Below are 15284 nucleotides of genomic sequence, written 5' to 3' on the forward strand. Positions count from 1 at the left end.
CCGTCCTCCGCCACGCACCCCGTCCTCCGTCACGCCGTCCTCCGTCACGCCGATTTCCACGTCCTCCACCGTCACTCTGTGCGAGCACGAGGATCACTCGGGTGACTCTGTGCACACGGTCACACTTCCAGTGCGTCATCCGCCCTCACCACCGGAGGCGTCACGGCACCACGCTGCTGCACCACGGCATCCCACCGAGAGGCGCAGCATGACCGACCCAGTGAGCCGCACGATTCTGCTGCTCGACATCGAGAAGTACAGCGACCGCGACGACGTGGAGCAGAGCTATCTGCGTCGCATGCTCTACGACATCGCGGACCGCACGCTGGAGGCGGCGGGTATCGACGAGCCCCAGCGGCGACGTGCGGACCGAGGCGACGCCGTGATGGAGCTGATCGACGCGAACGCCTCGGTGGCCCGGCTGCTGCGGTCCCTGCTGACCGAGGTGCCCGCGCAGTTGAGGGCCACCAACAGAATGGCCTCCAGCTCGGCCCAGATCCGGCTGCGCGCGGTCCTCGCGACGGGCTATGTGGCGATCGACGGACATGGCGGCTGGGTCGGCTCCGACCTCAACCACGCGTGCCGGCTGCTCGACGCCGAACTGCTGCGGGAGGCGCTGCGCGAGCGGTCCGACGACTTCGTCCTCTGTGTCTCCGAGCCGGTGCACGCGGGGATCGTGCGCCATGAGTACGCCGGTATCCCGGCGAGCGACTTCCACCCCGTCACGGTCGGCAGCAAGAACGGCCCGCTGCCGGCCTGGCTGCACGGGCCGGTGCCGAAGGGGGCGGCCACCGGATCGGGGGCCGGCGGCCGGGGGGCGGAAGGGGGGAGACCGGCGCCGGGCGGTACAGGGGGCCGCCCGGCGCCGGCTTCCACCGAGGGCGGTACGGGGAACACGGGCGCCCCTGGGGCCGCGGCCCCGCCGGCGGCTCCCGCGCCCGGCCCGCAGTTCTTCGGCGGCTCCCCTTCCTTCGGCGGCAGCCTGGTCATGGGTGATCAGACCGGTGTCTCGGGAGGCCGGGTCGACGGGGATGTCGTCATGGGCGGGACCACGGGCCCGGCCAATGCCACGGGCCCGGCCAACGGCACGGGCCCGGCCAACGGCACGGGCCCGGCCAACGGCACGGGCCCGGCCAACGGCACGGGCCCGGCCAACGGCGCAGGCACGTCCGCAGGCACGTCCGCAGGCACGGGTACGTCCGCCGGCTCGTCCCCGGACGTCGGCTCGTCCACGGACCGGGGTGAGCGGTCATGATCCCGCAGCCCCCTCCCGCCGGCCGGCCGGACGGTCCCGTCCCGCCTCCCGCCGCGTCGGCGGATCAGCACTCCCCGCACCAGCCGCAGCCACAGCCGCCCCAGGACGGTGAGCGGCCCGAGGAGGAGCACGCACAGGAGGCGCGCGCCGCCCAGCGCGAACTCTTCGCCCACGCTCCCGAGTTCATGCTGCGCTCCACCGCGTTCGGCGGTTCCTATGTCGCGGGTGCCCAGCACGGGGTCTCCGGCGGACAGGTCGGCCGTGACGTGATCATGGGCGGCAAGACCGAGCACCACTACCACGGCCCCTCGGGGCTGGGCCCCGAAAACCCCTCCGGGGAGATCTCCCGCGCCGAACTCGACCGCCTCGCCGAGGTGTTCGTCGAGGGCGACACGGAGTTCTTCGAGGCGGCCCTGGGCCGGCTCCGTACCGAGCGCGTCCTCGTCCTGTCGGGTGCCCACTCGACCGGCCGCCGCGCCGCCGCCTGGATGCTGCTGTACCGGCTGGGCGTCATGACCGTGCGCGACCTGGACTCCGAGACGCATCCGAAGTCGCTCGCCGCCGGGCTCGCCGACGCCGGAGGCCATGTGCTGTGCGATCTCTCGCTGTCCCGCAACAGACCGCTGCGCGACATCCACGTACGCGCCGTACGCGAGCAGCTCGCCAAGCGCGACAGCTATCTGGTGATCACCGTCCGGGACCGGTCGCATGTCCACGCCGTCACCACCCACGCCTGGCAGGCCCCCGCCTCGGCCGAGGTCCTGCGGGCCCATCTCACCCGCCGCGTCGCCGGCACCGCCCACACCACCACCCCTTCGGACGAGGTGGAGCGGCTGCTCGCCCTCCCGCCCGTACGGGACTTTCTCGGCCAGGGCCATCACCGGCTCGCCGAGGTGGCCGCCTTCGCGGCGGATCTCGCCGCGTACGACGGAAGCGAGCGGGCCCGCGCGGCCCTGGCCGAATTCAGCCGGGCCACGGTGGAACAGCAGTGCCGGGAATGGCTCACCGACACCACGCTCTCCCTGCGGGACAAGGCGTTCCTGATCTCCCTGGCGGTGTTCGACCGGGCCCCCTATGTCCTCGCCGCCGAGCTGGGCGATCTGCTCTTCGTACGGTTCCAGCAGCTCAACCACCCCGACGAGGCCGCCGAGATCCCGGTCTTCGGCCCCTCCATCGGCGACCGGCTGCATCTGGCGCGGGCCCGTGGCGAACAGCGCGACGAGCAGACGGAGTGGGGCCAGGTGCCCCAGTACATGGCCGAATTCGAGGAGAGCCGCACCGCGCGGACCCTGCTCAACGACGTATGGACCGCCCATCCGTCCGCCCGGCCCGCCCTGGTGGAGTGGCTCAAGGATCTCGCCCGCGACGGCCGGCCCCTCGTACGGACCCGGGCCGCCGCCGCGACCGCGCTGCTCGCGGAGGCGGATCTGCCGTCCACCGTCGCGCTGCTGATCGACGGCTGGGCCACCTCCCGAGGGCTGGGCGCCCGGCTGATGGCGGCGAACACCCTGACCCTGGCCCATCTCACCGGGGCGCCCGCCGTGCCCCGGCTGCTCGGCCAGTGGTGCACGGACACGCACGGCGCCCGCCGCTGGACGGCCATCCGCGCCTTCGCGCTGCTCGCCCCGGTCAGTCCCGAACTGGTGGGGCCCGCACTCGACGCGCTCGCCGCGCGGGCCGCCGACGGCGAGAGCAGCGAGGCCGAGATGGAGCATCTCTTCCGCTCCACGACCCTGCTGCTGTCCGCGGGCCGCCGCGCCGACATGCTCTCCGAACTGGTACGGCTCGTCCAGCGGGACTCCCCCGCCGTCCGGACCCTCGCGCTCACCGCGTTCACCCGGTCCTGCGCCACGGTCGACGAGGACAGCCTCCTGGAGTGGTACGCCGACAACGGCCCCGCCGAGCCCGACGGAACCCGTGATCTCGCCTCGCTCTGGCGTACGGCTTTGAACGATCTCTCCCACACCAGGGACGCGCTGGAGTCGATGCGGGCCTGGGTGCGCGCGGCGGACCGGCGCCCCGATGTGGAGAGCGCGCTCACCGCGCTGCTGCCCGAACTGATCCTCACCGCGGCCGATCAGCAGCGGCTCGGCCATCTCCTGCGCACCGTGCGCGGGGCGGACGGCGGGCCGCCGCCGGAGGCCGCCGCGCGACTGCTGACCGCACTCACCCCGCACACCGCTCACACCACTCACGCCGCTCGCTGACCCATGGCCCGGTCCGCGGCCGGTCCCGCCGTCCTGGCGGAGCCCTGGCCGCGGACCGGGAGCACCGAGGAGTTGAATCGCCATGGCGGACTTCCGCCGACAGCCGGAATGGCAGCAACAGGCCGACCGGCACAGCCAGTTGAGAGACCCGGTCCTGACCGTCCGGCCCATCTCGCGCTTCGAGTACACCGCCCGTAAGCCCGTCACCCCGATCGACCACGCGCTGGTCTTCGTCACGGCCAAGGGCGCCTACGACACGTATCTGCCGCCGCACCGGCCGAGCCGCTCGGACGCGGCGACCCGCTGGTACACCTCGGTGTACGAGGTGGACATGGGGAACCATCCCGTACGGCTGGAGCTGGAGCTGCCCAGCGACGACGACGCGTTCTCCTTCGGCGCCACCGCGGATCTGACCTGGCGGGTCTCCGATCCGGCGCGCTATGTGGCCAGCGGCGAGCGGGACGTACCCACCCGGCTGGACCGGGAGTTCCACCAGTTCGCGCGGCCGGTGAGCCGGGGTTTCTCCATCGAGAAGAGCCGGGACGCCGAGATCGCCGTACAGCAGGCGCTGGAGGACGGGGGCTTCGCCGCGGACGTCGGCCTCCAGGTGACCTGTACGGTACGGCTGCGGCTGGACGACGAGGCGATCGCGCACCGGCGGCGCAGGCGGAGCCTGGAGTACGAGCGGGACATGCTGGTCCCGGAGCACGAGTTCCAGCTCCAGCAGGCGCGGCAGGCGCATGAACTGGAACTGCTGCGGGCCGAGCAGCAGCAGCGGCTGATGACGGAGAAGATCAACTTCTATCAGTACCACCTCCAGCACGGCGGGGTCGCGGCCTGGGCGCTGCATCTGGCCGCGCATCCGGAGGACACCCGGCTGGCCATGAGCAGCATGCGGCAGGAACAGCTCGCCCTGGTGCAGAGCCAGTTGGAGCTGCTGAACAACGAGCAGCTGGAGGACTACCAGAAGGCGGAACCGGCGAGGCAGGCACTGAGGACGGTGTCGGAGCTGATGCGCCAGCAGATGCCGGACCTGGCGAACGGGACCGACCGGCCAGGCCCGGCGGACCAGCCGGGCGCGCTCCCCGCCGGGCCCCTGGGCGACGGCGACACCGGATCACCCGCACAGCCACCGCGGCCACCGCGGCCACCGGGCCCCGGGACGCCGCCCGCGGCGCCCGGTGAGCCGCCGGCGGCACGCGGTGAGGGGGGCGGCCCCGTATGACCGACACTCCGCCCCTCACACCCCCGAAGCCGCTCGCCGAGCGTCTGCTCGCCGAGTTACGGGTCGACATCGCGCGCGCCGACAGCAAGGCGTCCGTGCTGGTGGCCGCCCTCGGGGTGACCGCGGGAGTGTTCAGCGGACTGCTGGCGGGCGGTGTCTGGGCCCCTGACGCTCTCTCCGCGCTCGCCACGATCACCTGGTGGACCGGGACGCTGACCCTGGTCCTCGCGCTGTTCGCCCTGCTGATGGCGGTGCTGCCGCGCTACCGCACCAAGGGCTGGGCACCCGGGCAGCCTCTCTCGTACTTCGGCGACATCCACCAGGCCGCGCGGAGCGGCCGGCTGGAGACCGCCCTCATCGAGACCGAACGCACGTCGGCCGCCGCGCTCGTGGTGGCCCTGACCGAGACCAGCCGGATCGCGGCACGCAAGCACCAGTGGATCCGGGTCGGCCTGATCGCCTTCTGCTCGGGCGCGGTGCTGATCCCTGGCTCGCTGCTGATCGGCTGACGAACCGCCTTCCCGGTCTCCACTCCCCGTTCTCCGCACGCCGCTCCCCATGAGGACCCGACCGATGACACAACCGCCGGAACCCGTCCACCCCCAGGTCCAGGACCCGGGTACGCCACCTCCGCCCCCGCCCTACCCCCAGGAGCCGAGCTACCCGCAGGCCCCCGCGCACCCGACCCCGCACCCGTCCCCACAGGAACCCGCGTACCCGCACGTGCCGAGCGATCCCAGGATCGCCGCGTATCCGCAGGCACCCGCATATCCCGAGGCACCCGCATACCCGCAGGAGCCGTCCTACCCTCAGACCCCCGCACCGCCGCAGACGACCCAGCCGCCGATACCGGCCGCGCCACCCGTCCCACCGCCCGCCACGCCCGCCACGCCCCTCACGGCGCCCCTCGCGGCGGCCCCGCACCCGCACCACCTCACCCTGGACCAGCGCCGCGTCCATATCGCCGAGCACCAGCGCGGCGCGGACGCCACCGCCGTCGGCAGGCTGCTGCTCCATCTGCCGAACTTCCTGTGCAGTCTCTTCGTGGTCGCCCTGTTCTCCCTGCTCCTGGGCAGCCTCGGTATCCTGCTGATCCTCGCCTGGCTGGCCGGCGGCCTGCTCGTCTTCCACCGGCCGACCGAGAGCGTCATCGCCCGACGGCTCTTGGGGCTGCGCCATCCGCTGCCCCAGGAACGGGCCCTGCTCGAACCGGTCTGGCGCGAGGTCACCGCCCGAGCCGGTGTCGAGGCGGAGACCTACGAGCTCTGGATCGAGGACAGCGACAGCCTCAACGCGGTCGCGGCGGCCGGCCATATCGTCGGGGTCACCCGGTTCGCCATGCACCAGTTGCCCAACGGAGAGCTGGCGGCCGTCCTCGCGCATGAACTCGGCCACCATGTCGGAGGCCATGCCTGGTCGTCCCTGCTCGGCTACTGGTACGCGCTGCCCGGCCGGATGGCCTGGCGTTTCCTGCGCGCGTTCTCCCGCGTCGTCTTCGCCGTCTCGCGGGCCTTCTCCTGCTTCGGCGTCGGCATGGTGCTGCTGGTCTTCGGCGCCTTCGCCCTGGTCACGATCAGCTCCCTGTACGGGCTTCCGCTGCTCGTCCTCGCCATGCCGTACGCGCTCGCCGCCGTCGGCCGCCGCGCCGAGCTACGGGCCGACCAGCACGCGGCCGCCCTGGGCTTCGCCCCGATGCTCGCGGCCGTACTCCACAAACTGCATCTGGCGGACCAGCAGCAGGAAGCCATGGCCATGGCACGGCACGGCGGTGTCCCCATGCGGGAGAGCGCCCTCTCGAAGCTGCTCTCGTCCCACCCCGACCACTACACCCGGCTGCACCATCTCCAGCCGTATCTGCCACCGCAGCCACCCCAGCCACCGCAGCCGCACCAGCCGCCCGGACCACCGCAGCCACACGGACCGCAGTCCCCACATCCTCAGCCGCCCACCTACCCTCAGCACCGCTGAGCGGGCACGGCCCCGGACATGCCGGAGGGCGGCCACCCGTACGGATGGCCGCCCTCCGGTCCGCTCACGCCTTACTGGTTGTACGGACCGTAGTCGTAGTCCTCCAGCGGGACGGCCTGGCCGGAGCCGGTGCCGAACGGCGAGTAGTCGATGTCGTCGTAGCCCACGGCCGAGTACATCGCGGCCTTGGCCTCCTCGGTCGGCTCGACCCGGATGTTGCGGTAGCGGGACAGACCCGTACCAGCCGGGATGAGTTTACCGATGATGACGTTCTCCTTGAGGCCGATCAGGGAGTCCGACTTGGCGTTGATCGCCGCGTCGGTGAGGACCCTGGTCGTCTCCTGGAAGGACGCCGCCGACAGCCACGACTCGGTGGCCAGCGAGGCCTTGGTGATACCCATGAGCTGCGGACGGCCGGAGGCCGGGTGGCCGCCTTCCGTGACCACACGGCGGTTCTCGGTCTCGAACTTCGACCGCTCCACCAGCTCGCCGGGCAGCAGCTCCGCGTCGCCGGACTCGATGATCGTCACACGGCGCAGCATCTGCCGGATGATGATCTCGATGTGCTTGTCGTGGATCGACACACCCTGCGAGTTGTAGACCTTCTGGACCTCGCCGACCAGGTGGACCTGGACCGCGCGCTGACCGAGGATCCGCAGCACGTCGTGCGGGTTGGTGGCACCCACGGTGAGCTTCTGACCCACCTCGACGTGGTCGCCCTCCTCCACCAGCAGCCGGGCGCGCTTCGAGATCGGGAACGCCGTCTCGTCGCTGCCGTCGTCCGGGGTGACGACCAGCTTCTTGGTCTTCTCCGTCTCCTCGATACGGACGCGGCCTGCCGCCTCCGAGATCGGGGCGACACCCTTGGGCGTACGGGCCTCGAAGAGCTCGACGACACGGGGCAGACCCTGGGTGATGTCGTCACCGGCCACACCACCGGTGTGGAAGGTACGCATCGTGAGCTGGGTACCGGGCTCACCGATGGACTGGGCGGCGATGATGCCGACCGCCTCACCGATGTCGACCAGCTTGCCGGTGGCCAGCGAGCGTCCGTAGCAGAAGGCACAGGTGCCGACCGCGGACTCACAGGTCAGGACCGAGCGGGTCTTGACCTCCTCGACCCCGGCGTTCACCAGCGCGTCGATCAGGACATCGCCCAGGTCGACATTGGCCGGCGCGATGACCTTGCCGTCGATGACGACGTCCTCGGCGAGCATCCGCGCGTACACGGAGGTCTCGACGTCCTCCGTCTTGTGGAGCACACCGTCGGCGCCCTTGACCGCGATCTTCAGCTTGAGGCCGCGGTCGGTGCCGCAGTCCTCCTCGCGGATGATCACGTCCTGCGAGACGTCCACCAGACGACGGGTCAGGTAACCCGAGTCTGCGGTACGCAGGGCGGTGTCGGCCAGACCCTTACGGGCACCGTGCGTGGAGATGAAGTACTCCAGCACGGACAGGCCCTCACGGAAGGACGCCTTGATGGGACGCGGGATCGTCTCGTTCTTGGCGTTCGACACCAGACCACGCATACCGGCGATCTGACGCATCTGCATCATGTTTCCGCGCGCGCCCGAGTTCACCATCATGAAGATGGGGTTGGTCTTCGGGAAGTTCGCGTTCATCGCCTCGGCGACCTCGTTGGTCGCCTTGGTCCAGATCGTGATCAGTTCCTGCGTGCGCTCCTGCTTGGTGATCAGACCGCGCTCGTACTGCTTCTGGACCTTCTCGTCCTGTGCCTCGTAACCCTGGACGATCGCCTTCTTCGCCTCGGGCACGACCACGTCGGAGATGGCCACGGTGACACCGGAACGGGTCGCCCAGTAGAAGCCCGCCGCCTTCAGGTTGTCGAGCGTCGCCGCCACGATGACCTTGGGGTAGCGCTCGGCCAGGTCGTTGACGATCTCGGAGAGCTGCTTCTTGCCCACCGAGTAGTCGACGAACGGGTAGTCCTCGGGCAGCAGCTCGTTGAAGAGCGCGCGGCCCAGGGTCGTACGCAGCCGGAAGCTGTCGCCCTGCTGGTAGTCCTGCTGCTCGCCGTCCTCGACCGCCGGCGGGGTCCAGCCGCGCGGCGGGATGGTGCCCACCGGGAAGCGGATGTCGACCTTCGCCTGGAGCGAGAGCTCCCGGTTGTCGAACGCCATGGTCGCCTCGGCGCTGGAGCCGAAGGACCGGCCCACGCCCTTGACCTCGCGCTCCTCCTCGTCCGTGGTGAGGAAGAAGAGACCGAGCACCATGTCCTGGGTGGGCATGGTGACCGGACGGCCGTCGGCCGGCTTGAGGATGTTGTTCGAGGACAGCATCAGGATGCGGGCCTCGGCCTGCGCCTCCGCGGAGAGCGGCAGGTGGACGGCCATCTGGTCACCGTCGAAGTCCGCGTTGAACGCGGTGCAGACGAGCGGGTGGATCTGGATGGCCTTGCCCTCGACCAGCTGCGGCTCGAAGGCCTGGATACCGAGGCGGTGCAGGGTCGGCGCACGGTTCAGCAGCACCGGGTGCTCGGCGATGACCTCTTCGAGCACGTCGTACACGACCGTACGGCCGCGCTCGACCATGCGCTTGGCCGACTTGATGTTCTGCGCGTGGTTCAGGTCCACCAGGCGCTTCATCACGAACGGCTTGAAGAGCTCCAGCGCCATGGCCTTCGGCAGACCGCACTGGTGCAGCTTGAGCTGCGGGCCGACGACGATCACGGAACGGGCCGAGTAGTCGACGCGCTTGCCGAGCAGGTTCTGACGGAAACGGCCCTGCTTGCCCTTGAGCATGTCGCTCAGGGACTTCAGCGGGCGGTTACCGGGACCGGTCACCGGACGGCCGCGGCGGCCGTTGTCGAACAGCGCGTCGACGGCCTCCTGGAGCATCCGCTTCTCGTTGTTCACGATGATCTCGGGGGCACCGAGGTCGAGAAGACGCTTGAGGCGGTTGTTCCGGTTGATCACACGGCGGTACAGGTCGTTCAGGTCGGAGGTCGCGAAGCGGCCACCGTCGAGCTGCACCATCGGACGCAGGTCCGGCGGAATCACCGGGACGCAGTCCAGCACCATGCCCTTGGGGCTGTTGCTCGTCTGGAGGAACGCGGAGACGACCTTGAGGCGCTTGAGCGCACGGGTCTTCTTCTGGCCCTTGCCGGTACGGATGATCTCGCGGAGGCGCTCGGCCTCCTCGTCCAGGTCGAAGGACTCCAGCCGCTTCTGGAGCGCGGCGGCGCCCATCGAACCGTCGAAGTACGTGCCGAAGCGGTCACGCAGCTCGCGGTAGAGCAGCTCGTCGCCCTCCAGGTCCTGGACCTTGAGGTTCTTGAAGCGGTTCCACACCTCGTCGAGACGGTCGATCTCGCGCTGCGCGCGGTCACGGAGCTGCTTCATCTCACGCTCGGCGCCCTCGCGCACCTTGCGGCGCACATCGGCCTTGGCGCCCTCGGCCTCCAGCTCGGCCAGGTCGGTCTCGAGCTTCTTGGCGCGGGCTTCGAGGTCGGCGTCGCGGCGGTTCTCGACCTGCTGGCGCTCGACGGAGACATGGGCCTCCAGCGAGGGCAGGTCGCGCGTACGGCGCTCCTCGTCCACGAACGTGATCATGTACGCGGCGAAGTAGATGACCTTCTCCAGGTCCTTCGGCGCGAGGTCGAGCAGATATCCGAGGCGCGACGGGACGCCCTTGAAGTACCAGATGTGGGTGACGGGCGCGGCCAGTTCGATATGGCCCATCCGCTCACGGCGCACCTTGGCGCGCGTGACCTCGACGCCACAGCGCTCACAGATGATGCCCTTGAAGCGGACACGCTTGTACTTGCCGCAGTAGCACTCCCAGTCCCGGGTGGGGCCGAAGATCTTCTCGCAGAAGAGTCCGTCCTTCTCGGGCTTGAGCGTGCGGTAGTTGATGGTCTCCGGCTTCTTCACTTCGCCGTGGGACCAGGTCCGGATGTCGTCCGCGGTGGCGAGGCCGATCCGCAGCTCGTCGAAGAAGTTGACGTCGAGCACTTGTCGTCAATCCCTCTTTCGGGGGTTCGAGCCCCCTCGCGTCAGCGAGAAATATGGGGCACTTCAGCAATGGTCTGAACGGGTCCGGGGAGAGCCGGCCGGATACGGGATCCGGCCGGCCAACCCGTCAGACCTCTTCGACGCTGCTCGGCTCGCGCCGGGACAGGTCGATACCGAGCTCCTCCGCCGCGCGGAAGACGTCCTCGTCCGTGTCGCGCATCTCGATGGACATACCGTCCGAGGACAGCACCTCCACGTTGAGGCAGAGCGACTGCATTTCCTTGATGAGCACCTTGAAGGACTCGGGAATGCCGGGCTCGGGGATGTTCTCGCCCTTGACGATGGCCTCGTAGACCTTCACGCGGCCGGTCACGTCGTCGGACTTGATCGTCAGCAGCTCCTGGAGGGCGTACGCGGCGCCATAAGCCTCCAGCGCCCACACCTCCATCTCACCGAAGCGCTGACCGCCGAACTGGGCCTTACCACCCAGCGGCTGCTGGGTGATCATCGAGTACGGGCCGGTCGAACGCGCGTGCAGCTTGTCGTCGACCAGGTGGTGGAGCTTGAGGATGTACATGTACCCGATCGAGATCGGGTCCGGGAACGGCTCACCGGAGCGGCCGTCGAACAGATGGGCCTTGCCGGACGGCTGCACCATCCGGTTGCCGTCGCGGTTGGGGATCGTGGCCTCGAAGAGACCGGAGATCTCGTCCTCGCGCGCGCCGTCGAAGACCGGGGTGGCGACATTGGTGCCGGGGGCGACCTCGTCGGCGCCGATGGCCTTCAGCCGCTCCATCCACTCGTCGCTGCCCTCGACCTTCCAGCCCTGGCTGGCGAGCCAGCCGAGATGGATCTCCAGGACCTGTCCCGGGTTCATCCGGGACGGGACACCCAGCGGGTTGAGGATGATGTCGACCGGGGTGCCGTCCTCCAGGAACGGCATGTCCTCGATCGGCAGGATCTTCGAGATGACGCCCTTGTTGCCGTGGCGTCCGGCGAGCTTGTCACCGTCGGTGATCTTGCGCTTCTGCGCGACGTACACGCGGACGAGCTGGTTCACGCCCGGCGGCAGCTCGTCGCCCTCCTCGCGGTCGAAGACCCGTACGCCGATGACCTTGCCGGTCTCGCCGTGCGGCACCTTCAGCGAGGTGTCACGGACCTCACGGGCCTTCTCGCCGAAGATCGCGCGGAGCAGACGCTCCTCCGGGGTCAGCTCGGTCTCGCCCTTGGGCGTGACCTTGCCGACCAGGATGTCCCCGGCGACGACCTCGGCACCGATACGGATGATGCCGCGCTCGTCGAGGTCCGCGAGGACCTCCTCGGAGACGTTCGGGATGTCCCGGGTGATCTCCTCGGGGCCGAGCTTGGTGTCACGGGCGTCGACCTCGTGCTCCTCGATGTGGATCGAGGAGAGGACGTCGTCCTGGACCAGCCGCTGGCTGAGGATGATCGCGTCTTCGTAGTTGTGGCCCTCCCACGGCATGAACGCCACGAGAAGGTTCTTGCCGAGCGCCATCTCGCCGAGCTGGGTGGCCGGACCGTCCGCGAGCACCTGGCTCTCGACGACCCGGTCGCCCTCGTTGACGACGACCTTCTGGTTGACCGAGGTGCCCTGGTTGGAGCGGGAGAACTTGGCGATGCGGTACGTGGTGTACGTGCCGTCGTCGTTGGCGACGGTGATGTAGTCCGCGGATACCTCCTGGACCACACCCGCCTTCTCCGCCTTGATCACATCGCCGGCGTCGACCGCGCAGCGGTACTCCATACCGGTGCCGACGAGCGGCGCCTCGGAGGTGATCAGAGGCACGGCCTGACGCATCATGTTCGCGCCCATGAGGGCACGGTTGGCGTCGTCGTGCTCCAGGAACGGGATCATGGCGGTCGCGACCGACACCATCTGGCGCGGCGAGACATCCATGTAGTCGACGTCCGTGCCGGGCACGTAGTCGACCTCACCGCCACGGCGGCGGACCAGGACACGGGGCTCGGTGAAGCGCAGATCGTCGGAGAGGGTCGCGTTCGCCTGGGCGATGACGAACCTGTCCTCCTCGTCGGCGGTCAGATAGTCGACCTCGTCGGTGACCTGGCCGTCGGTGACCTTGCGGTACGGGGTCTCGACGAAACCGAACGCGTTGACCCGGCCGTACGAGGCGAGCGAGCCGATCAGACCGATGTTCGGGCCTTCGGGGGTCTCGATCGGGCACATGCGGCCGTAGTGCGACGGGTGCACGTCACGGACCTCGAAGCCGGCCCGCTCACGGGAGAGACCACCCGGGCCAAGAGCCGACAGACGGCGCTTGTGGGTGAGACCCGACAGCGGGTTGTTCTGGTCCATGAACTGCGAGAGCTGGCTGGTGCCGAAGAACTCCTTGATGGAGGCGACGACCGGCCGGATGTTGATCAGCGTCTGCGGCGTGATCGCCTCGACATCCTGGGTCGTCATGCGCTCACGCACGACGCGCTCCATCCTCGCCAGACCCGTACGGACCTGGTTCTGGATGAGCTCGCCGACATTGCGCAGACGGCGGTTGCCGAAGTGGTCGATGTCGTCGGTCTCGACGACGATCGTGGTGCCGTTCTCGCCGACCGTCTCGGTCTCCCCGGCGTGCAGCTTGACCAGGTACTTGATGGTCGCGATGACATCGTCGGTGGTGAGCACGCCGGCGTCCAGCGGCTCGTCGGCGCCGAGCTTCTTGTTCACCTTGTACCGGCCGACCTTGGCGAGGTCGTACCGCTTCGGGTTGAAGTAGAGGTTCTCGAGCAGCGTCTGAGCCGCCTCACGCGTCGGGGGCTCACCCGGGCGCAGCTTGCGGTAGATGTCGAGCAGCGCGTCGTCCTGGCCCTGGGTGTGGTCCTTCTCCAGGGTGGCGCGCATGGACTCGTACTCGCCGAACTCGTCCAGGATCTGCTCGGTCGTCCAGCCGAGAGCCTTGAGGAGGACGGTCACGGACTGCTTGCGCTTGCGGTCGATACGGACACCGACCATGTCGCGCTTGTCGATCTCCATCTCCAGCCAGGCACCCCGGGACGGGATGATCTTGGCGGAGTAGATGTCCTTGTCGGACGTCTTGTCGATCGAGGAGTCGAAGTAGACACCCGGCGAGCGGACGAGCTGGGACACCACGACACGCTCGGTGCCGTTGATGACGAAGGTGCCCTTGTTGGTCATGAGCGGGAAGTCGCCCATGAAGACCGTCTGGGACTTGATCTCGCCGGTCTCGTTGTTGGTGAACTCGGCCGTGACGAAGAGCGGGGCGGCGAACGTGAAGTCGCGCTCCTTGCACTCGTCGATCGAGTTCTTGGAGGGCTCGAAGCGGTGGTCGCGGAAGGTCAGCGACATCGACCCGGAGAAGTCCTCGATCGGGGAGATCTCCTCGAAGATCTCCTCCAGACCGGACTTCCTGGGGACGTCCTGCCCGTTCTCGAGAGCCGCCTCGACACGAGCCTTCCAAGCGGCATTGCCGAGCAGCCAGTCAAAGCTCTCGGTCTGCAGCGCAAGGAGGTTCGGAACCTCGAGGGGCTCCTTGATCTTTGCAAAGGAGATGCGCAGCGGGGCGGTGCTGGCGCCGTTGTTCGTATTCGCGGTCGAGGCGTTGCGCGAGGCGGCCAAGAGGGGGTCCTTCCGAGGGCTCGGACTCACTACGCGCGTACCGGTCCCAAGCAGGGCACGGAGAGAGAAAGCCCACTTCAGGGCCTTCAACCACCGATGCTCATACGAGGGGGTGCCCCTGGTGACGGGCAGGGAGCAGCTAACAGGCAGCGCAAAGGGTCAGTGTAGCCACTTGGCACACTGATGTCCAGAGCGGGTTTTCCGACACCCTCGTTGTTCTCAACACCCTTGTCTCAACTGCGGCAAGCCTTCGCGCCGTAGGCGCACATCGATACTGCCCTCTTCGCCGTCGATCCATGCCTCGGATCCGGATCGATTGTGCCGACTGTGCGACGCGTTCCTGAGAATTGCGCGCTGCGTGCGGTTCGTCAAGGCCCCCCACCCCCTGCGGAGCGTGACTGGGCGTACGGAAGCACGGCGATGATCACGATACTCGTCGCCAACGGAAGAGCAAGGCAGCCCCCACGGGAACGCGGAAGGGCGACCACCCGACTGGGTGATCGCCCCGCGCGTCAACATCGCGCCTCACGGCGCCGAGACCGCCTCCAGGCGCCCGAGGGCGGCGGTGGCGGGCTCGTAGGTGTTACTTGACCTCGACGGAGGCGCCGGCGCCCTTGAGGGACTCGGCGGCCTTCTCGGCGGCCTCCTTGGCGACCTTCTCCAGAACGGCCTTCGGGGCGCCGTCCACGAGGTCCTTGGCCTCCTTCAGACCCAGCGAGGTCAGCTCACGCACGACCTTGATGACCTGGATCTTCTTCTCGCCGGCACCGGTGAGGATGACGTCGAACTCGTCCTGCTCCTCGACGGCCTCGGCCGGGGCACCGGGGACACCGGCGACCGGGGCGGCGACCGCGGCGGCGGCGGTGACGTCGAACTTCTCCTCGAAGGCCTTCACGAACGCGGAGAGCTCGATGAGGGTCATGTCCTCGAACTGCGCGAGCAGGTCTTCCTGGCTGAGCTTCGCCATGATGGCGGTCCTTCCACTAATTCGGCTGGTGCCGTATGTACAGTTCCGCGGGCGTACCGGCCCGCTGTGACCGAACGA

General features: G+C 69.0%; 8 protein-coding genes. 5 read left to right on the plus strand and 3 right to left on the minus strand.

Annotation, left to right across the window (positions count from 1 at the left end):
- The first annotated feature begins 208 nt into the window (after positions 1-208).
- The 5 genes from OG214_RS15990 to OG214_RS16010 all read left to right on the plus strand — a co-directional run bounded on the left by OG214_RS15990 (position 209) and on the right by OG214_RS16010 (position 6655).
- Positions 209-1255 carry a hypothetical protein gene (locus tag OG214_RS15990; RefSeq protein ID WP_405985111.1) on the plus strand — a complete coding sequence of 349 codons (1047 nt, stop codon included), beginning with the start codon at positions 209-211 and terminating at the stop codon, positions 1253-1255.
- The gene (locus OG214_RS15995) at positions 1252-3462 is read left to right on the plus strand and encodes a hypothetical protein (protein WP_405985112.1); all 2211 of its coding nucleotides are present in this window, start codon (positions 1252-1254) and stop codon (positions 3460-3462) included. Before OG214_RS15990 ends, OG214_RS15995 begins: the two co-directional genes overlap by 4 nt.
- 82 nt (positions 3463-3544) lie before the next feature.
- Positions 3545-4687, plus strand: coding sequence for a PE-PGRS family protein (locus tag OG214_RS16000; protein ID WP_363081968.1), 1143 nt, complete (start codon positions 3545-3547; stop codon positions 4685-4687).
- Complete coding sequence (locus tag OG214_RS16005) at positions 4684-5196, plus strand: Pycsar system effector family protein (RefSeq protein WP_365903709.1); 513 nt, start codon at positions 4684-4686, stop codon at positions 5194-5196. The genes OG214_RS16000 and OG214_RS16005 overlap by 4 nt, the downstream gene beginning before the upstream one ends.
- A 64-nt stretch (positions 5197-5260) precedes the next feature.
- Positions 5261-6655 (plus strand): M48 family metalloprotease, encoded by a 1395-nt coding sequence (locus tag OG214_RS16010; RefSeq protein WP_405985113.1) that lies wholly within the window; start codon positions 5261-5263, stop codon positions 6653-6655.
- Positions 6656-6726: 71 nt separating this feature from the next.
- On the opposite strand, the gene OG214_RS16015 is transcribed toward OG214_RS16010, so the two are convergent.
- The 3 genes from OG214_RS16015 to rplL all read right to left on the minus strand — a co-directional run bounded on the left by OG214_RS16015 (position 6727) and on the right by rplL (position 15206).
- Positions 6727-10629 carry a DNA-directed RNA polymerase subunit beta' gene (locus OG214_RS16015; protein WP_363081965.1) on the minus strand — a complete coding sequence of 1301 codons (3903 nt, stop codon included), beginning with the start codon at positions 10627-10629 and terminating at the stop codon, positions 6727-6729.
- A 127-nt stretch (positions 10630-10756) separates the two neighbouring features.
- On the minus strand, positions 10757-14239 hold the full coding sequence (gene rpoB / locus OG214_RS16020) for a DNA-directed RNA polymerase subunit beta (RefSeq protein WP_365903706.1): 3483 nt from the start codon (positions 14237-14239) through the stop codon (positions 10757-10759).
- 583 nt (positions 14240-14822) lie between these two features.
- Positions 14823-15206: a 50S ribosomal protein L7/L12 gene (gene rplL, locus OG214_RS16025; RefSeq protein ID WP_363081963.1), complete on the minus strand. Its 384-nt coding sequence runs from the start codon at positions 15204-15206 to the stop codon at positions 14823-14825.
- Between the last annotated feature and the right edge of the window lie 78 nt (positions 15207-15284).

Source organism: Streptomyces sp. NBC_00872 (assembly GCF_045161915.1).
Taxonomy (GTDB): Bacteria; Actinomycetota; Actinomycetes; order Streptomycetales; family Streptomycetaceae; genus Streptomyces.